Annotated in this window: 22 protein-coding genes and 1 tRNA gene; 9 read left to right on the top strand and 14 right to left on the bottom strand. The window is 58.0% G+C overall.

Annotated features, from left to right (window positions below; all coding sequences use genetic code 11):
• Positions 1-5: 5 nt before the first annotated feature.
• From GS636_RS03190 to GS636_RS03180, 3 genes are all read right to left on the bottom strand, one after another.
• A complete protein-coding gene (locus GS636_RS03190) occupies positions 6-1382 on the bottom strand; it encodes a DUF2927 domain-containing protein (protein ID WP_171668419.1) in 1377 nt (458 codons plus the stop codon).
• Positions 1379-1828 carry an N-acetyltransferase family protein gene (locus GS636_RS03185; protein ID WP_371732058.1) on the bottom strand — a complete coding sequence of 150 codons (450 nt, stop codon included), beginning with the start codon at positions 1826-1828 and terminating at the stop codon, positions 1379-1381. Before GS636_RS03185 ends, GS636_RS03190 begins: the two co-directional genes overlap by 4 nt.
• Positions 1829-1929: 101 nt before the next feature.
• A complete protein-coding gene (locus tag GS636_RS03180) occupies positions 1930-2775 on the bottom strand; it encodes a MoxR family ATPase (protein ID WP_171090569.1) in 846 nt (281 codons plus the stop codon).
• 382 nt (positions 2776-3157) lie between these two features.
• Between GS636_RS03180 and dksA the strand changes: the two genes are divergently transcribed.
• Positions 3158-3580, top strand: coding sequence for an RNA polymerase-binding protein DksA (gene dksA / locus GS636_RS03175; RefSeq protein WP_170354457.1), 423 nt, complete (start codon positions 3158-3160; stop codon positions 3578-3580).
• Positions 3581-3651: 71 nt separating this feature from the next.
• On the top strand, positions 3652-4803 hold the full coding sequence (locus GS636_RS03170) for an FAD-dependent monooxygenase (protein ID WP_171668418.1): 1152 nt from the start codon (positions 3652-3654) through the stop codon (positions 4801-4803).
• Positions 4804-4807: 4 nt separating this feature from the next.
• Here GS636_RS03170 and xth read toward each other — a convergent pair whose 3' ends face one another.
• Positions 4808-5587, bottom strand: coding sequence for an exodeoxyribonuclease III (xth, locus tag GS636_RS03165; protein WP_171668417.1), 780 nt, complete (start codon positions 5585-5587; stop codon positions 4808-4810).
• A gap of 280 nt (positions 5588-5867) precedes the next feature.
• A complete protein-coding gene (locus GS636_RS03160; protein ID WP_171090564.1) occupies positions 5868-6191 on the bottom strand; it encodes an iron-sulfur cluster assembly accessory protein in 324 nt (107 codons plus the stop codon).
• 76 nt (positions 6192-6267) lie between these two features.
• Between GS636_RS03160 and GS636_RS03155 the strand changes: the two genes are divergently transcribed.
• On the top strand, positions 6268-7407 hold the full coding sequence (locus GS636_RS03155) for a deoxyguanosinetriphosphate triphosphohydrolase (protein WP_171668416.1): 1140 nt from the start codon (positions 6268-6270) through the stop codon (positions 7405-7407).
• Here GS636_RS03155 and GS636_RS03150 read toward each other — a convergent pair whose 3' ends face one another.
• Positions 7408-7959 carry a hypothetical protein gene (locus GS636_RS03150; protein WP_171668415.1) on the bottom strand — a complete coding sequence of 184 codons (552 nt, stop codon included), beginning with the start codon at positions 7957-7959 and terminating at the stop codon, positions 7408-7410.
• A 131-nt stretch (positions 7960-8090) separates the two neighbouring features.
• Here GS636_RS03150 and argS point away from each other — a divergent pair, with 131 nt between their 5' ends.
• The 6 genes from argS to GS636_RS03120 all read left to right on the top strand — a co-directional run bounded on the left by argS (position 8091) and on the right by GS636_RS03120 (position 13692).
• Positions 8091-9836 carry an arginine--tRNA ligase gene (gene argS, locus GS636_RS03145; RefSeq protein WP_171668414.1) on the top strand — a complete coding sequence of 582 codons (1746 nt, stop codon included), beginning with the start codon at positions 8091-8093 and terminating at the stop codon, positions 9834-9836.
• 88 nt (positions 9837-9924) lie between these two features.
• Positions 9925-10980 (top strand): SPOR domain-containing protein, encoded by a 1056-nt coding sequence (locus GS636_RS03140; RefSeq protein WP_171183587.1) that lies wholly within the window; start codon positions 9925-9927, stop codon positions 10978-10980.
• On the top strand, positions 10977-11984 hold the full coding sequence (gene nagZ / locus GS636_RS03135) for a beta-N-acetylhexosaminidase (RefSeq protein WP_171668413.1): 1008 nt from the start codon (positions 10977-10979) through the stop codon (positions 11982-11984). The genes GS636_RS03140 and nagZ overlap by 4 nt, the downstream gene beginning before the upstream one ends.
• Complete coding sequence (locus tag GS636_RS03130; protein WP_171179786.1) at positions 11974-12768, top strand: ScpA family protein; 795 nt, start codon at positions 11974-11976, stop codon at positions 12766-12768. The genes nagZ and GS636_RS03130 overlap by 11 nt, the downstream gene beginning before the upstream one ends.
• On the top strand, positions 12761-13411 hold the full coding sequence (gene scpB, locus GS636_RS03125) for an SMC-Scp complex subunit ScpB (protein ID WP_171183582.1): 651 nt from the start codon (positions 12761-12763) through the stop codon (positions 13409-13411). Before GS636_RS03130 ends, scpB begins: the two co-directional genes overlap by 8 nt.
• A 65-nt stretch (positions 13412-13476) precedes the next feature.
• Positions 13477-13692: a hypothetical protein gene (locus GS636_RS03120; protein WP_171183580.1), complete on the top strand. Its 216-nt coding sequence runs from the start codon at positions 13477-13479 to the stop codon at positions 13690-13692.
• 3 nt (positions 13693-13695) lie between these two features.
• Here GS636_RS03120 and GS636_RS03115 read toward each other — a convergent pair whose 3' ends face one another.
• The 8 genes from GS636_RS03115 to GS636_RS03080 form a co-directional block, all read right to left on the bottom strand.
• Complete coding sequence (locus GS636_RS03115) at positions 13696-14775, bottom strand: 2'-deoxycytidine 5'-triphosphate deaminase (RefSeq protein ID WP_171668412.1); 1080 nt, start codon at positions 14773-14775, stop codon at positions 13696-13698.
• Between the two features lie 61 nt (positions 14776-14836).
• Positions 14837-14913, bottom strand: a tRNA-Pro gene (locus GS636_RS03110).
• A gap of 61 nt (positions 14914-14974) precedes the next feature.
• The gene (locus GS636_RS03105) at positions 14975-15580 is read right to left on the bottom strand and encodes a MerR family transcriptional regulator (RefSeq protein WP_171183577.1); all 606 of its coding nucleotides are present in this window, start codon (positions 15578-15580) and stop codon (positions 14975-14977) included.
• Between the two features lie 18 nt (positions 15581-15598).
• Positions 15599-15901: an integration host factor subunit alpha gene (gene ihfA / locus GS636_RS03100; RefSeq protein WP_152458234.1), complete on the bottom strand. Its 303-nt coding sequence runs from the start codon at positions 15899-15901 to the stop codon at positions 15599-15601.
• A gap of 96 nt (positions 15902-15997) precedes the next feature.
• Entirely contained in the window at positions 15998-16969 is a 972-nt protein-coding gene (locus GS636_RS03095) for a beta-ketoacyl-ACP synthase III (protein WP_171668411.1), read from the bottom strand.
• Between the two features lie 21 nt (positions 16970-16990).
• Positions 16991-18079 carry a phosphate acyltransferase PlsX gene (gene plsX / locus GS636_RS03090; protein ID WP_171090535.1) on the bottom strand — a complete coding sequence of 363 codons (1089 nt, stop codon included), beginning with the start codon at positions 18077-18079 and terminating at the stop codon, positions 16991-16993.
• A gap of 24 nt (positions 18080-18103) precedes the next feature.
• Complete coding sequence (rpmF, locus tag GS636_RS03085) at positions 18104-18310, bottom strand: 50S ribosomal protein L32 (protein WP_008756996.1); 207 nt, start codon at positions 18308-18310, stop codon at positions 18104-18106.
• 205 nt (positions 18311-18515) lie between these two features.
• Positions 18516-19052, bottom strand: coding sequence for a DUF177 domain-containing protein (locus tag GS636_RS03080; protein ID WP_171668410.1), 537 nt, complete (start codon positions 19050-19052; stop codon positions 18516-18518).
• Positions 19053-19137: the final 85 nt, after the last annotated feature.

Here is a 19137-nt window from a genome sequence, read left to right as displayed (position 1 = left end):
GCGTTTCACCCGTCTGTCGTGCTGCTGGAACTCCGCTGGCCTGCGCTTTCAACCAAAGATTGGGCCACCAGTTCCGAGCCGAACCCGTATCGCGCCCAACCAATGCTGTCCAGCCTGACCGAACGGGCTTGTTGAAGCTGTCCGGACTGTTTCAAAGCCTCGGACTTCAACAGAAGCAAAGTAGCCAATATCGAGGCGTTTTCGGCGCGGGTCATCACGTCAATGGCGTTGTTCAGTTCTGGCAAGACGCGGGGCCCCTGGTTTTGAGCCAAAGCAAATGCAGCGGTCTGAGTGGTCACATAGGCCTGGTGAACTTCGGTTCCAGGCGTTGCCTTCAGAAACTGCTGAGCAATCTGGAACTGGCGCAGCGCTTCGTTCGGATTTCGGAACTGCTCCATCCGACCCATCAGGTAGTGGGGGTAAGCGCGGCGGTGGTCCGTCCATCCCAGTCGTTGACCGATGCTTGCTGCTTTTCTGGCTGCCCGCATTTGCCGGGGCGAACCGGGCCCAGGCCCCAGCGATTTCTGGATGGCGTCGATCCATTCACGTGGAGTTTCGGTTGCAGGTTGCGCAGCCAGCCGATTGCCGCGCGGGTTCAGGCGGCTCAGTACCCCGGGGATCACGGCGGTAACTTCTTCGCGGCTCATGCCCGTGCGCAGTTCGGGCGCATAAGCGGCACGCAGGATCAACATGTCAAACCCGGTCAGAACGGTGTGGATGTTGTCGTCGTTGAACACAGAATCCGGCAGGTGATAGAGGTCATTCAACGGCCCAAGGGCCTGGGCCAGCTCTTCATGCAGGCAGTCCCGTATTTCTTGTGGGCTGACATCATAAGGGATGAAAATGCCAAGCCGTTCGCGTTGGCGCAGTTCGGTCCAACTGCTTTTCGCCTTGCGGCGGTCACGGCGGTATTCGTCCAGGCTTGAGGCGTTTGGAACCACGAAACAGGCTGCATTGGGCAGAATGCGCAGGATGTCTTCCTGGCTGACTGCCTCGATCGTGATATTGGCCTGACCCTCACGGATCTGCCGGATATTGATCCCGGCTTCGCGTTTCAGGCGGTTCAGCAGTCGTGTCAGATCCTGTTGCATGCTGGCGGTAGGTGAACCTGTCAGCCTTACTGTGACCGGTGTTTCAAACCGGGTGAACACGGGCAGCGCGGCCCCGCTTTCTAACGCGAAATGCAATGCCACAAAGTCTTCGGCGATGTTCTTGTTGGATCGGGCAGGTGGCCAGGGCCGCGGAGCACCAAAGGTCTTGGTCGGAGGCAATGTCGCCTCAACCGAGCGAACCTCGTCTGACACCGGAACCGTTTGAATGGTTTCTACAGTTGTACAGCCCGCCGCAAACAACGCCAGAACAAGAGCGGACCAACGCATCATGTGCGGGAATACTTGATAAATGGCGTGACCGTTCCGATGCGGTCATAGAGCTGGCGCGCGGTTTTGTTGAACTCCTGTGTCAGCCAATAGACAGACGGAGCACCTTGCCGGTCAGCCTCGTCATACACCGCCTGGATCAACGCACGGCCCGCGCCTGTTCCACGGGCTTCGGGGCGGGCGAACAGGTCTTGAAGATAGCAGACCTTTTCCACTTTCCATGCGTGGCTGTGAAACAGGTAATGCGTCAACCCGACCAGATTGCCATCCTGCTCGGCGACAAAACATGAAAAATCCTGCGGATCATCACCCAACAGTCTTGAGAACGTCGTCTCGTACACCTCTGCGGGCAGCGTGGTTTCATAGAACGCTAGATAGTCCCGCCACATGTCAGCCCACTGATCCTTGTCTTCGGCTTGAAGTGGGCGGATTTTCAATGTGTTCGCCAAGCGATCTATCCAATTCTGTGAGGTTGAGCCTGTCACTTTCGCGATGCTGACAGCCGGGGTGCAGCAACGCAAGCCAAGATCACCAAATGTTCAGGTTTCAGCTACCGTTTGCCGCGTGCCATGAAGGCCAGGCGTTCGAACAAATGCACATCCTGCTCATTTTTAAGCAACGCTCCGTGCAATTTGGGCAGGGCGCTGGCCCCGTCGCGCTTGAGGTCTTCGGCGCTCAGGTCTTCGGCCAGCAACAGCTTCAGCCAGTCCAGAACTTCTGAGGTTGAAGGTTTTTTCTTCAAACCCTGTGTCTCACGGATTTCATAGAACTGGGTGAGCGCCGTGGTCAAAAGCGCGTCTTTGATGCCGGGGTGGTGAACTTCGACGATACGGCGCATCGTGGCCTCATCGGGGAAGCGGATATAGTGAAAGAAGCAACGGCGCAGAAAGGCGTCGGGCAGCTCTTTTTCATTGTTTGAAGTGATGATGACGATGGGGCGGTTCTTGGCCCGGATTGTTTCTCCGGTCTCATAGACATGGAACTCCATCTTATCGAGTTCCTGCAAAAGATCGTTGGGAAATTCGATATCCGCCTTGTCGATCTCATCGATCAGCAGAACAACCTTTTCATCGGCGTCGAATGCCTGCCATAGCTTACCCTTGCGGATATAGTTCGACACGTCATGCACGCGCTCTTCGCCCAACTGACTGTCGCGCAGGCGGCTGACAGCATCATATTCATACAGCCCCTGCTGCGCGCGGGTGGTGGATTTCACGTTCCACTCGATCATCCGTACGCCCAACGCGCCGGCCACCTGTTTGGCCAACTCAGTCTTGCCAGTGCCGGGTTCCCCTTTGACCAGCAGAGGGCGTTCGAGTGTGACGGCTGCGTTCACGGCAATGGTCAGATCGTCTGTGGCGACATATTCGGCTGTACCTTGAAAACGTGCTGTCATGGGCCTCTCATGTGGTTGTGCGACGTGGTCGGGCAAACTGTGTTTTCCGGGTTACAGAGCGGCAAGGTTTTTGACAACCCGCGTCCCTGCGTCGAACAACGGGATTTTTACTGCATCTCCAAGCCCTTTTGCTTGATTCGCGTGCAGTCGACGTTAAGGCGTTAAGTTAGCCGCCCCAAAAAAGCCTGCTGAATTTCATAGAAAAACAAGGTTTTCTTGATGTTTGTCTCATATTTAGACAAATCCGCGTGGGCGAATGTGGATGCAACGTTTGTGTAGTGACATTCCACGGCCTGTCGGCTAAACGCTGCGCAGAAGGGAGAGCCAAATGTCAGGTGAAACAACCGCGACCGACGTTTCTGGCCATACCGAGGGAGCAAATATGAAGCAGGAAGTTTTTCTGCCGGAGGACTACCGTCCGGCCGAAGATGAACCTTTCATGAATGATCGTCAGCTTGAGTATTTTCGGCGCAAGCTGCTGGATTGGAAGACAGAACTATTGGCAGGCAGTCGCGACACGATTGAAGGGCTGCAGGACAACACCCGTAACATTCCGGACGTCGCAGATCGCGCCAGCGAGGAAACCGACCGTGCGCTGGAACTGCGTACACGGGATCGTCAGCGTAAGCTGGTCGCCAAGATCGACTCGGCCCTGCGCCGGATCGACGAAGGGGAATACGGGTATTGCGAAAAGACCGGCGACCCGATCTCGCTGAAACGTCTGGACGCGCGTCCCATTGCCACCATGACGCTTGAGGCACAAGAACGTCACGAGCGCCGCGAAAAGGTCCACCGCGACGATTGATCGCCGGATTGGGGTCAAAAACTTAAGCGCCGGGGCCTGTGGCTCCGGCGTTTTTGCGTTAAGGCGGGGGCATGAATATCCATGGTTTGAGATTCTGCGTGATTGGTGGCGGCATCGGTGGTCTGGCCACCGCGCTAGCACTGCAAGTCAGGGGCGCACAGGTCACTGTGCTTGAACAGGCTGCCGAACTGACCGAAGTCGGAGCAGGTCTGCAAATCAGCGCCAATGGCATGACTGTGCTGAGGGCTCTTGGCGTTGCAGAGGGCAGGCCTGCTTTCGGGCAAAAATCGTTTGGCACAGTGCTGTGTGATTATCGGAAAGGGCGGGTGATTAGCCGCGTACCCAGTCCCGCCGCAGGATCAACATATTACTACCACCGCGCTGACCTGCTTGATTTACTGCACAAGGCCGCGTTGCGCGCCGGAGTGGAACTGTGTCCAGGATCACGCGTCACCGAAGTACGCAAACACCCCGGAGAGGCCGAGATCGTTCTGGAAGGCGGCGAAAGGCTGCGGGCCGAATGTGTCATTGCAGCAGACGGCGGACGCAGCGCGATCCGGCCGATCCTCAACGGGCTCGAAACACCAGCCTTCACCCATCAAGTCGCATGGCGGGCCACGATTCCATGGAACCGTCCCGAGCATATGCCGCGCGCCGCGCTAACAATGGGGCCGGGGCGTCATGTGGTGACGTATCCATTGCGCGATCAAAGCCAGATGAACATCGTAGCGATCGAAGAACGGTCAGACTGGCATGAGGAAGGATGGCGTCTGGAGGGTGATCCAGTTGATCTGCGTGCGCGCTTCGCGGACTTTGGCGGGGAAGTGGGCGATATTTTGGCGCAAGTCCAGAATGTCAACATTTGGGCTTTGTTCCTGCGCCCGGTTGCCGAGAAATGGCAAAATGGTCGACTTGCTTTGCTGGGCGATGCGGCACATCCGACGCTGCCCTTCATGGCGCAAGGAGCCTGTTTGGCACTGGAGGATGCGTGGTGTCTTGCACGTGCCTTCGAGGCGCAGCCGGGTGTCGCACAGGCGTTGGCTGCATACGAAAGCGCGCGTAAAGCACGCGCGCGAAAAGTCGTTGCTGCAGCGGGATCAAATGCGCGAAACTTTCATCTCAGAGGCCCGATGCGCCTGGCCGCGCAGGCCGCTCTGATGGCGCTTGGTCCAAGGCTCGCGCAACGATACGAATGGATTTACAGCTACGATCCGACGGCCTGAGGGACTACAGGTCCAAATCAACCCAGACCGGCACGTGATCCGAAGGCTTTTCATGTCCACGGATTTCAAAGTCGATCCGGCAATCGCGCATCAGATCCGCAGCCTGAGGGGTCAACAGGAAATGGTCGATCCGAATGCCGTCATTTCGGTTCCAGGCACCGGCCTGATAATCCCAGAATGAATAATGCCCGGGGCCTTGGGTCGTGGCCCGGAATGCCTCGGTAAACCCAAGGTTCAGGATCTTGCGAAATGCCGCACGGCTTTCGGGGCGGAACAGGGCGTCCTCCCGCCATGCCTCAGGACGTTTGGCATCTTCGGCCTGCGGGATGATATTGTAGTCACCCGCCATCAGGGCTGGCTCTTCACTGTCCAGCAGGTCACGCGCGCGTTGATACAGTCGTTCCATCCACGCCAGCTTGTAATCATATTTCGGGCCGGGCACGGGATTGCCATTGGGCAGGTACAGGCCGCAGAGCCGCAGCGCTTTTTTTCCGACAACAGTGGCTTCGATCCAGCGAGCTTGCTCGTCTTCTTCGTCACCCGGCAGACCGCGCGAGACATCTTCCAATGGCAGTTTCGACAGGATGGCCACTCCATTGAAACTCTTTTGCCCGTGGGTTTCCACGTTATATCCACGCTCTTCAAACATTTCGCGTGGGAAGTTCTCGTCGATGGACTTGATTTCTTGCAAAAGAACGACGTCGGGTTGCGCGTCATCCAGCCAACGGGGAAGGGCTTCGGCACGCGCTTTGATGCCGTTGATGTTGAATGTGGCGATTTTCATGCGCGATCCTCCGAAGCCTTTGGCAACCTATCGCTCAGAATGAACCCAGCGGCAAGGTGGTGGGCGAGTTTGGGAGGCTCTGCCTCGCGCTCCGAGGTATTTTTAGCCAGATGAAGAAACGGATCCTTAACCTATTCACTCGATGGTTTTGAGGCGGTACAGGCGGAGGCGCCAATGACCGCGCCAGGTGAAGCTCTCTGATCGTTGGGTCAGAGAGCGGATCCCTGCTTCATCTGGCCAGAAATACCTTGGGGGTGTGGGGGCAAAGCCCCCACCGGGTTCACATCGAAAAAGACGTGCCGCATCCACAGGAAGAGGTTGCGTTGGGATTGTCGATCACAAAACGCGCGCCGATCAGCTCTTGGGTGAAGTCGATGACCGCATTTTCCAGGAAAGGCAGCGAGATCGCATCAACAATGACTTTCTGACCATTGCCTTCAAGGATCAGGTCATCCTCTTTAGGGGTGTCCAGCGCGATTTCGTATTGAAAGCCCGAGCAACCGCCGCCTTCCACTGCAACACGCAGAGCCTGGCCCTGATCCGCCGCGCCAATTTCGGCCAGACGTTCAAAAGCGCGTTCAGTGACTGTAGGGGGCAGATTCATGCCGCTCTCCAAAGGTTTATTTCCTTAGCATCCTACAATATATGGAACTCGAGGACAGGCGACAAGGACTAGACCTTTGGTCAGAGCGAGTTTTGCCTCGGATCCGGACCGCGCAAGAGGGCGGCTGGTGCCAGAGGAAGAGAGCAGCTTCCGGTCATGCTTTCAACGCGACCGGGACAGGATCATTCATGCCAGCGCATTTCGGCGGCTCAAGCACAAGACACAGGTCTTTGTCGAGCATGAGGGCGACAGCTATCGCACGCGCCTGACCCATTCCATAGAAGTGGCGCAGGTGGCGCGGACCATCGCCGGGGCGTTGGGTCTGAACCCAGAACTCACCGAGGCTGTGGCTTTGGCGCATGATCTGGGGCACACGCCTTTTGGTCATACAGGTGAAGACGCCTTGCACGTGTTGATGGAGCCGTACGGTGGTTTTGACCACAACGCGCAGGCCATTCGGATTGTGACGCGGTTAGAACGTCACTACGCCGAGTTCGACGGCTGCAACCTGACATGGGAATGTCTGGAAGGGATCGCCAAACATAACGGCCCGGTTGTGGGTGATTTGCCCTGGGCATTGGCCGAATGCAATCATGGCTTTGACCTTGAACTCCACACCCATGCCAGCGCCGAGGCGCAGGTGGCAGCGCTGTCTGACGACATCGCGTACAACAATCATGACTTGCTGGATGGGCTACGGGCAGGGTTGTTCAAAGACGATGATCTACGCGACATGCCCATTGTTGGGCAGTGCTATGCGGAAGTGGACGCAAAGTACCCAAACCTTGACCCGTATCGGCGTCGTCACGAAGCGCTGCGGCGTGTGTTTGGCGTTATGGTGTCTGACGTTATCAACACGTCCCGTGACCTGATTGAAAACTCGGGGGCGCAGTCTGTCGAGGTTATCCGACATCTTGGCTATCCGGTCATACAGTTTTCAGACGGGGTTTGGGCGCAACTTCGCGAAATCAGGGCGTTTCTGTTTACTCGGATGTATCGTGCCCCAAGTGTCATGAAGGTCCGGGCCGAAGTCGCAACGATTGTTGAGGACCTGTTCCCCATTTATCTGAATGATCCGAAACAGATGCCTGCGCGCTGGCACAATGACATTGAAGCTGCCAAGGATGAGACCGCCTTGGCGCGTATTGTTTCGGACTACATTGCGGGTATGACCGACCGGTTTGCTCTGCAGGATCACGCCCGGCTGACGGGCTGATCACTCTACAGCGATGTAAGCTATGGCCCAGACTTGCTGCCCCGCTTGTTCCGCCGATTGGTCAGCGTCGTCTGTTGGCGGGAATACGATCATCGTGGGGCCGTACCCTCCGATCCCCATGGGTGAACCATCGGCGTGCGTAGCGATGATTGGTTTATGGGTGGTGATGCTGTCCCACGCGATTTCGGCCTGATACCCGTCCAAAGCCATCGGCAGCGCTGATTTACCTTCGGCACCAGCCATGATCATGACTTCAGAAAGAAGGGGGCCTGAGAACGTATAATCTCGTTGATTGCCCGGAGGGCCGTAAGGGATGGTGATTTCAATCTGTTGCAGCGTATCCAGCATGGCCGCATCAAATCCGGCAGCGCCGTCATGTGTGACTTCGAGGTATCCCAGCAAGCCGCCGTCATTCTCACCGCGTGCTGGCAGGTTTGTTTCGCTGACAGCGCCGCCCAGCGTCAGCAACACATGGCCTTGCGGCTGGGGCAGATCGGCCAGAGCGGGAATAGCTGTCGTTAGAAGCAAGGCAAAAGGCAAGGCACGGCGCATGTGTGTCTCCGGTCGTTGTGATCAGGCCGAGAGTAGCGAGGTTTACGCTCAAACCAAGCTTAAACATTAGGCGTCCATTGACCTTGCCGCTTTGCGTGTTAAACCGCCCGGCAAGCAAAAGGACATCCGAAATGAACCTGTTTTCCGAGATCCGCGGCCTGGTACTGGACGCACTGACGCAGATGCAGTCCGAAGGCGCTTTGCCCGAGGGGTTGAGCTTTGACAACGTGGCGGTCGAACCCCCGCGTGATGCCGCGCATGGTGACATGGCGACCAACGCTGCGATGGTGCTTGCGAAACCGGCCAAGATGAAGCCTCGGGATATCGCTGATGTGCTGGCTGGGAAGCTAGCAGCGGATGACCGGATCACCAGCGCCGAAGTGGCTGGTCCCGGATTCCTCAACCTCCGGCTCGCAGCTTCAGTTTGGCAGGGTGTACTGGCCGCGGTTTTGGAAAAAGGCACCGACTATGGCCGCTCATCCATGGGGCAGGGGCAGAAGGTCAACGTGGAATATGTCTCGGCCAACCCCACCGGCCCGCTGCATGTGGGCCATACGCGGGGGGCGGTGTTCGGCGATGCTTTGGCAAGCCTGTTGGCCTATTCCGGCCACGACGTTATCCGCGAGTACTATATCAACGACGGCGGCGCACAGGTGGATGTGTTGGCGCGGTCCGCCTATGAGCGGTATCGCGAGGCCAATGGTCTGAGCCCCGAGATTGCCGAGGGTCTGTATCCCGGTGACTACTTGATCCCAATTGGTAAGGCGCTGAAAGAGAAATACGGCGACAGCCTGATCGACAAGGCGGAAAGCGAATGGCTGGAGGATCTGCGCAACTTCGCCACGGACGCGATGATGGACCTGATCCGCGCTGACCTGAAGGCGTTGGGCGTTGAGATGGATGTGTTCTTCTCGGAAAAATCGCTCTATGGCACAGGGCGGATTGAGGCGGCACTTCAGTCGCTGACCGACAAAGGTTTGATCTACGAAGGCGTCCTTGAGCCGCCGAAGGGCAAGAAGCCCGAGGATTGGGAGCCGCGCGAGCAGACCCTGTTCAAGTCGACCGAGCATGGTGATGACGTGGACCGTCCGGTCAAGAAATCGGATGGCAGCTGGACCTATTTCGCCCCGGATATCGCCTATCACTATGACAAGGTCAGCCGTGGCTTTGACGCGCTGATCGACGTGTTCGGTGCCGACCATGGCGGTTATGTCAAACGGATGAAGGCGGCTGTATCGGCACTGTCCGACGGCAAAGTGCCACTGGATATCAAGCTGACGCAGTTGGTGAAGCTGTGGAAGAATGGTGAGCCATTCAAAATGTCCAAACGGGCGGGGAACTTTGTCACCTTGCGCGATGTGGTCGATCAGGTGGGGCCGGACGTGACCCGTTTCGTGATGCTGACCCGCAAGAACGACGCGCCCTTGGATTTCGATTTTGACAAGGTGTTGGAACAGAGCCGGGAAAACCCCGTGTTCTATGTGCAATACGCTCATGCCCGTGTGATGAGCGTTCTGCGCCGTGCTGCTGAAGCCGGGATTGCCGCAGATGACGCGACCCTCTCCGGTGCTGATCTGAGCAAGAATGATCACGCCTCAGAACTGACTGTGGCCAAGAAGCTGGCCGAATGGCCGCGTCTGGTGGAAATTGCTGCGCGCACCAATGAACCGCACCGTGTTGCCTTCTATCTCTATGAACTCGCGGGCGACTTCCATGCGCTGTGGAACAAGGGCAATGACGAAACCCAGTTGCGTTTCATACAGGATGGCGATGTTGCCACAAGCCAGTCGAAAATCGCATTGGCCCGTGCCGTTTCTGTTGTGATTTCAGCGGGCTTGGGTATTCTTGGCGTTACTCCGGCGCAGGAGATGCGGTAACAAATATCGCCCGAACCGCCGGTACGAGGTAGGCAAGAAATGACCCGCGCGCCTTATTTTCAGGCGCGAAACGGGCAGTGAGGCGGACATGGCGAGTTACGATTACTCGGGGCAGCAAAGCCCCGAGCAGATGCATTACCCGAATCAAGCGTATTCTGAGGATGCGTATGATTACCCCGATGATATGCAAGATTATGACGCACCGCGCGGCACGTATGGGCTGGGCCGGATCGTAAATGTTCTTGGCGCCGTCGCGTCCTTGGCGTTGGTCGCGGGTGTTGGCGTATGGGGCTATCAACTGGTCATGCGGGATGTGAGCGGCGTGCCCGTGGTGCGTGCGGCCGAAGGCCCGATGCGCATCCAACCGGAAAATCCGGGTGGAACCCCTGCGGATCACCAGGGGCTGGCCGTCAATGCCGTTGCCGCTGAAGGTACCGCTGCAGCCCCCGCAGATCGGCTGATCCTTGCGCCACGACCAGTATCTTTGACGGACGAAGACCTGCCCGGCGGCGACCTGAAGCCGACCCCGGCACTGCATGTTGTCGAAGAGCCGATCACCACCCAGGAAGCTGCGCGTCTGCGCCAAAGCGCGGTGGACGCGCTGGTGGCTGAACTGGCGGGTGAGGCGGCCAAGACCCAGCAGGAATTTGAAGACGGGACACAAGTGGCGTCGCTGGCCACGCCCGAGGAAGAACCGGCTATTGATCCCGCCGATTTTGCTGCGGCCTTGCCAGATCCGGCCATTGCCGAGTTGCCGGGGGTCCGCAGGTCATTGCGCCCGGTCAAACGCCCTGCGCGCAGTCAGATCTCACCCAGTGAGGCGTCTGAGGGTGCGATCAATGCTGCCGTGAAGGCTGCGGCTGGGCTGGATGTCGATCCCGACACGCTGGCCAAAGGCACGCGTCTGGCGCAGCTTGGGGCCTATGACAGCACTCAGGTGGCGCAGGCTGAATGGGATCGCCTGAGCGGTCGGTTCGGTGAATACATGGACGGTAAACAGCGCGTTATCCAGAAAACCTCAAGCGGCGGTCGAACCTTTTACCGCCTGCGCGTTCTGGGATTTGAAGACCTGAGCGACTCGCGCCAGTTCTGTGCCGCGCTGGTGGCGCAAGGGGCTGATTGTATTCCGGTGGCCGTGCGGTGAAATTTGGCGCAACGATCACCGATGCCGAAGGACTGCGTCTGACGCAGGAGGAAAGAGACTTGTTCCGCCAGATGAACCCGTTCGGGTTCATCCTGTTTGCCCGCAACATCGAAAACGCCGATCAGGTCCGCGCCCTGTGCGACGACTTCCGCGAGGCGGTCGGGCGCAATTGCCCGATCACCATTGATCAGGAAGGCGGGCGCGTGCAGCGCTTGCGCGCACCTTTGGCCCGCGAATGGCTGCCACCGTTGGATCACGTTACGCGTGCAGGCGATCAGGCCGAGCGTGCGATGTATCTGCGCTATCGCCTGATTGCGGACGAACTGTTCAGCCTGGGTATCGACAGCAACTGCGCCCCCATGGTCGATGTGGCGCGGTCCGATACGCACGCTTTTCTCAAGAATCGCTGCTATGCTTCTGATCCTGAACAGATTTCCAAGGTTGGTCGAGCCGTTGCAAAAGGGCACTTGGACGGGGGCGTTCTTCCTGTGGTCAAACACATGCCCGGACATGGCCGCTCCACGCTGGACAGCCACTACGACTTGCCGCATGTCGATCTGTCATTGGACGAATTGGACAGCAGTGATTTCGCGCCGTTTCGTGCACTGAACGATTTGCCAATGGGGATGACCGCGCATTTGGTCTACGATCAGATAGATCCCCAACCGGCCACGATTTCAGCCACCATGATGGGTGTGATCCGCGACAAGATCGGCTTTGGTGGGCTGATCATGACCGACGATATCGGGATGAAAGCGCTGAGCGGCACTCCGGCTGATGTGTCACGTCAGGCCATTCAGGCGGGATGTGATGTTGTTCTGCACTGTAATGGCAGTTTTGCAGACCGTGCCGCAGTGATGGAAGCCGCCGGAGAGATGACCGATCAGGCACAAGCCCGCGCAGAACGGGCGCTGGCGATGCGCAAACCTCCGCAGCAACTTGACATCCCTGCCGCCGAAGCGGAACTATCTGCCCTAATGGGCGGGCAGGTATATGAACGATAACCTCTTTAGCGAAGACCCTGTCTCGGTCGCGGATCGTCTTGCGGCCGAAGCACTGATCGTTGACGTCGATGGGTTCGAAGGCCCTCTTGATGTGCTGCTGACCCTGTCGCGGACGCAAAAGGTGGATCTGAGGAAAATCTCGGTTCTGGCACTGGCGCAGCAATACCTGGCTTTTGTTGAAAAGGCCCGTGCGCTGCGGATCGAACTGGCTGCTGACTATCTGGTCATGGCCGCCTGGCTGGCCTTTCTCAAATCCCGGTTGCTGTTACCTCCGGACCCCGATGACGAGGGGCCATCGGGCGAGGAACTGGCCGCGCATCTGGCGTTTCAACTGGAACGCCTACAGGCCATGCGCGACGCTGCAGCGCGATTGATGGCGCGCGATCAGTTGGGCCGCGATTTCTTCAAGCGCGGGCAGGGCGAAGATATCACCCGTATCCGCACCGTGACCTATTCCGCCACCCTTCTGGATCTGATGCAGGGCTATGCCCGTATCCGCACACGGGATGAATTCCGCCCCTTTGTGATGGATCGCGACTCGGTCTTCACGATGGAACAAGCGCTGGAACGGATGCGCCCGTTGATTGGCTTTGCCGGAGCGTGGACCGACATGGAGACGTACCTGCCGGAGGGCTGGGACGCCGACCCGGTGCGCCGCAGGTCTGCGACGGCGGCAACTTTTGCGGCCTCGTTAGAGCTGGTGAAAGAAGGACATATGGAGATGAAACAGAGCGAGACATTCGCTCCGATCCATCTGCGAAAGAGGACCGAGACACGTGACTGACGCCCCTGAAGAAACCGGTACACTGTTCGAAGCACCTCCGCTGGCGGAACAGGAACGCATGGTCGAGGCTGTTCTTTTCGCTAGTTCTGAACCGGTGACAATAGCAGATCTGGAAGCCCGGATGCCCCATGGCAGCGACGCGGCGCAAGCGGTTGAATTACTTCAGAAACGTTATGAGGGCCGTGGCGTGCGTATTGTGCGTGTCGGTGAGGCTTGGGCCATCCGCACGGCGCCTGATTTGGGTTTTCTGATGCAGAAGGAAACGGTCGAAACCCGCAAACTCAGCCGCGCCGCGATCGAAACTCTGGCCATAGTGGCTTATCATCAGCCCTGTACACGGGCCGAGATTGAGGAAATCCGTGGCGTTTCTGTTTCGCGCGGAACCATTGATCAGCTCTTGGAGATGGAGTGGATCAAACTGGGCCGTCGCCGTATGACGCCGGGCCGTCCTGTGACCTTTGTGGTAACGCCAGAATTCCTGGATCACTTTGGACTGGAAAACGCGCGTGACCTGCCGGGCCTGAAAGAACTTCGGGCGGCGGGTCTTCTTGAAAACCGGCCTCCACCGGGTGCCATTCCGCTGGGTGAAGGGCGCGAGGATGAGGCCGACGAAGATCAGACCGAGCTGTTCGAGGAAGAGTGACTACGCAGCCCTTTTGTTGCCGCATAAAACGCCTATCTTAAGCCGCGAGGACAGGGAGTTGAGCAATGAATGCAAATCGGATCATTGATATGATCGTGCGTCAGGTCATGCGGCGACTGGTGAACAAAGGCGTGAACAAGGGCATTGATACGGCCAGTCGCATGGGCAAGGGCGACGGTTCATCGAAGGGGCCAAAGCACGCCAATTCATCTGATCATGCCCAAAAGCTACGGCAGGCAGAAAAGATGAGCCGGCAGATGCGCCGGTTCATGAAATTCTAGAGCTTACCCAACCGCCTTGAAGTGCTTGGACAATTTCAGGCCCTGACCCTGATAGTTTGATGCAATGCCCGCGCCGTACAATTGCGTCGGCATGTCGGCCATTTTCTCATAGACCAGACGCCCGACAACTTGCCCGTGCTCTAGCACAAAAGGTGCTTCGTGGCAGCGAACCTCTAAAACACCGCGCGATCCAGCTCCACCCGCAGCGGCGTGACCGAAGCCGGGGTCAAAGAAACCGGCGTAGTGCACCCGGAATTCACCAACCATTGCCAGATAGGGGGCCATTTCAGCGGCGTACATCGGCGGAATATGCACTGCTTCGCGACTGACAAGGATATAGAACGCGCCGGGATCAAGGATGATACAACCGTCCTTGGTACGCACTTCCTCCCAATAATCCTGCGGGTCGTATTCGCCGATACGATCCAGATCAATCACCCCGGTGTGGGGCTTGGCGCGGTAGCCGACCAGATCAGTGTCAGGCAGTTGCAGATCGACCGAGAAGCCGAGACCGTCCTGAATAACAGCAGGTCCGTCAACCAATGGAGACTCGGCGTGCAGAGACTTCAGTTCATCGTCTGAAAGAACCGCCTGACCCTGACGGAAGCGAATCTGGTTGAGGCGCATTCCGGGGCGCACCAGTACCGAGAACGAGCGCGGGCAGATTTCCGCATAAAGCGGACCCGAGTAACCTGCGGGAACCCTGTCAAATTCGGTGCCACCATCGGTGATGGTCCGGGTCAGAAGGTCCAGCCGCCCGGTCGAGCTTTTGGCATTGGCGACAGCGCTCATGTCGTCGGGCAGGGCGAGCGATTCCATCAGCGGCACCAGATAAACGCAGCCTTTTTCCAGAACCGCCCCGTCGGTGATGTCGATGCGGTGCATCTCGAACTCGGTCAATCGATCCGCGACACTGCGGCCTTCACCCGCAAGGAACGAGGCGCGGACGCGGTAAGCAACTGTTCCCAAACGAAAATCAAGGCTTGCCGGTTGAATCTGTGCAGGCAGAACGTCCGGGCTGGCGGTGATCTCGCCACGCGTGATCATCGCTTCGATCTGCTGGTTTGGGCATACACCTGTCATCTCGATCCCCTCTGGTGCCAGAGCGGGATCTGGCCTGTGTGCCATAAACGTCGGTGTGATTTGGTCGGGCTAGCAGGACTCGAACCTGCGACCTTCCGTCCCCCAGACGGACGCGCTACCAGGCTGCGCCATAGCCCGACGTTGGGGTGTTCATAAAGATTTTCCCGGCAGGGGCAAGAGGAAAACAATGCCTTTTTTCCTAACCCGTCGCCTGTGTCTCGACACGATCCAGCCAGTGGCGCAGGTCTTTTGCAATCGGAGCGATGCGGCGCAGCAGATCGTCGTCAAACTCTGCTCGGTTCCACGCCAATGAGGTGATTCCCCCCATCAAAGGGGCGGCATCAAGCTCAGGCTCCGCGACTGGTTTTGCGTTAGCGGTTGGCGCGTCGTTGATCTGAGCATCCTCTTTCACCAACGGCTCGGATGGTTCGCCCAAATCCATGTGGATCTGTTCCGTGACTGGCGCAGTTTTCGGCTCAAACGGCACCACGGTGTCTTCCACGGGCTCAGCCGGGGCGGGGGAATGTTCCTCTAGCGACGGAGACAGCGACGCAACATGCGCCACGCCTTGCTCACGCAGAATTCGCTGCACGCCTTTTATGGTGATTCCGTCTTCATGGAGCAGTTTTTTGATCCCGCCCAGAAGCCGCATGTCATTGGGGCGGTAATACCGGCGTCCACCCGCCCGTTTGACGGGTTTCACCTGCGTGAACCGGCTTTCCCAGAAACGCAGAACATGGGCCTGTACGCCAAGCCAATCCGCAACTTCACTAATAGTGCGAAACGCGTCGGGAGACTTGCTCATATCCGCGCGACCTCGGGGTTACTTGCGATTCCCGGCAGCGACGCGATCTTTCATCAGATGCGACGGACGGAAGGTCAGCACGCGACGCGGCTGAATTGGAACTTCTTCACCGGTTTTGGGATTGCGACCAACACGGGCGGTCTTGTCGCGTACACTGAACGTGCCGAAGGACGAAATCTTGACCTGCTCACCGCGCACCAGAGCGTCAGACATGTGGTTCAGAACACTTTCAACCAGCTGTGCGCTTTCGTTTCGTGAAAGCCCAACCTCGCGAAAGACGGCTTCGCTCAGATCCATTCGAGTCAGTGTTTTATCGCCCATGCCATTTCCCCTGTTGATATCAAAGCATATGGGTATGGCAAATTCGCTGTCAATATCAATGAATTGCGGGCGGCTGTGTAAGCCGGTTTGCGCCGGTTACCAGCGCAGAACAACCGCGCCCCATGCCAAGCCGCCGCCAATGGCTTCGGTCACGATCAGGTCGCCAGGCTTGATCTGCCCACGCTGTTTGCCCACCGAAAGGGCCAGCGGAATCGATGCGGCCGAGGTGTTGCCATGATCCTGAACCGTCACCACGACGTTCTCCATAGGCAGGCCCATTTTCTTGGCGGTGCCCTGAATGATGCGGATATTGGCCTGATGCGGCACGATCCAGTCTACGTCCGAGTTGCCCAGACCCGCGCGTTCGAGCGCAGTTTCAGCAGTTTTTGTAAGTTTTTCAACAGCATGGCGGAACACCTGGTTGCCTTGCATACGCAAATGCCCGGTGGATTGCGTTGATACACCGCCGTCGACATACAGCAGATCTTTATAGCGACCATCCGAGTTCAGATCGGTTGCCAGAATGCCGCGATCTTCCGAAGTGCCGTTGCCTTCCTGAGCTTCCAACACCAACGCTCCGGCTCCGTCGCCGAACAGGACACACGTGGAGCGATCCGTCCAGTCCATGATCCGAGAGAACGTCTCGGCGCCGATAACCAGCACGCGTTTGGCCTGACCCGAAACAATCAGCGCATTTGCGTTGGAAAGTGCAAAAACGAATCCCGCGCATACGGCTTGTACGTCAAAGGCAAACCCCTTGTTCATGCCAAGCCGGGCCTGAACCATGGTTGCCGCAGACGGGAAGGTCAGATCAGCTGTCGATGTCGCTACGACGATGGCGTCAATGTCATCCGCACTCAAATCGGCATCTGCCAAGGCCGCCTCGGCTGCTTTTGTCGCCAGATCCGAGGTCGTTTCGCCCTCGGCTGCGAAATGGCGCCGCTCAATACCCGATCGCGTTCGGATCCATTCGTCGGTTGTGTCCAGCGTTTTCTCAAACTCGGAATTGGGAACAATGCGTTCCGGCAAATAATGCCCGACACCTACTACAACTGAACGGCCTGCCATGTTGGGGTACTGCCTTTTTGATTATTTTTCGGTCTGCGGCGCAGCTTGCGCGGCATCTTGTGCAAGCTGGGCTGTGGATGCAACCCGCGCGGCCAATTTTTCGGAAAAGCCCGATTGCGCCAGCGTAAAGGCCAGCTTGATTGCAGCCGACACGCCGGTCGCGTCTGCGCCGCCATGAGATTTCACCACGGTGCCGTTCAGCCCAAGAAAGACGCCGCCATTCACACGCCTTGGGTCGATCCGTTTCTTCAGACGGTTTAGCGAGGTGATCGCCAGAATTGACGCCAGCCGGGACAGCGGAGAATACTTGAAAGCCTGGCGCAGCAGGTCACCGATTAGGCTGGCTGTGCCCTCACCGGTTTTGATCGCAACATTACCCGTAAACCCATCCGTGACAATGACATCTGCCTTATCGCCCGGAATATCGCTGCCTTCGACAAAGCCCACAAACTCGAAATTTGCCTGCTCTGCAAACTCGGTGATCATTGCGTGCGCTTCTTTCAGCTCGGCGCGACCTTTGTGTTCTTCGGTGCCGACGTTCAGCAACCCAATCCGGGGCCGTGCAAGCGCCATGCCATTGCGCGCATACGAAGCGCCCATCAGGGCATATTGCAACAAATCCTTGGCGTCGGCGCGGACGTCTGCGCCCACGTCGAGCATCACGTTGAACCCCTGAGGGTTGCGCGAAGGCCACAGAATCGCAATGGCCGGGCGGTTCACACCCGGCAGTTTACGCAGGCGCATCATCGACAGCGCCATCAGCGCACCGGTGTTTCCACAGGACACCGCACCATGTGCCTCGCCCTGGCGCACTGCCTCAAGCGTGGACCACATCGAAGTTTGCTTGCCGTTGCGCACAACCTGGCTGGGCTTGTCCTCCATCGTGACGACGTCCGGACAATCACGAAAAACGACGCGCCCCTCAAGGACACGCCGTTTTGCGACTAGCTTTCGCAGGACCTGCTCGGGACCGTGCAGCAAGAACCCAATATCCGGGTTCTTGTCAGCCGACTTTGCCAGACCGGCAACAACAACTGCGGGACCTTCGTCCCCACCCATGGCGTCGACCGAGATGGTGATCCGTCCGGCGTGCGTGGGCTGTTCAGTCATGCCTCGGCCTGCGCTCAATCAGGCTTAGGCTGCGTCTTCGTCCAGGTCGATTTCGTCGGCCTGTGCGACGACTTCACGATCATCATAGTGGCCGCAGGATGCGCAAACGTGGTGCGGGCGCTTCAGCTCGCCACAGTTCGGGCATTCGTTCGGGTTTGCAGCAACCAGAGCGTCGTGTGCGCGGCGGTTGTTGCGACGCGACTTGGAAACTTTGTTCTGTTGGACGGCCATGGTCTCAACCTTTGTCTACTGAGGGTCAGCAGATTCGCCGCCGACCGGGTTTCATATTTCGTTTTATCGTGGTTTGACGCGCGTTTAGGCGACCAGCCCCGCAATGTCCAACCCAAAATCCGATGAGCGCGCGAAAATACTGCGATTCTCGTCATGTTCAAGCGATTTTTCTGGCCGCCTGCTATGACAGGAAATCAGCCCCCTGTCACTCGTCTTTTTTCAGCGCGTCGCGCAAACCCGCCAATCCGGCAAATGGCTTGACGTCTTCGTCGGTCATGGCCTGTTTGCCTGGCTCTGTATAGTCGACCTGGCCCAGTTCTGCCCCGTCCTTGCGTGGATATTGCGGTAATGCCAGCGCCAGCGCCTCGACCATGACCAGTGCCGGATCAATCTCGGGACCCAGCGGTTCGGATTCGTCATCTTCGGGGATCTCGAACTCGGGTTCATCAGGATCGGTCCAATCGGACAGAAAGGTGCGACGAACCGGGACATCAATACGGGTTGTAACAGGGTCGAGGGTGACGACGCAGGGCTGGATGACAGTGGCCCCAAGTTTGCCGTTGAGAACCCAGTCGCGCTTGCCCTGCGCTCGGACCTCTCCGACAAAGCTGAGCTTGCGCAAACCCAGCAATCCCAGATCTTGCCGAATCTCGTCTAACGAAGCGGCAGAAGGGCGCAGATCGAACGGAGTTGGAGCGTTCTGAGGCAGATCGGCCACCCGAAGTGATGTAAGGTTGCTCATTTGTGAGCCTTTCTATGTGTTGAACCGTGGCAGCGGTTTCTGTAATCGGATAGAAGCCGCAAGAGGCCAAGGCAAGAGGGTGCAT

The organism is Ruegeria sp. HKCCD4884 (assembly GCF_013110855.1).
GTDB lineage: Bacteria > Pseudomonadota > Alphaproteobacteria > Rhodobacterales > Rhodobacteraceae > Ruegeria.
Note: the sequence above shows the minus strand (reverse complement) of the source record. Positions and strands in the feature narration are given on the sequence as shown.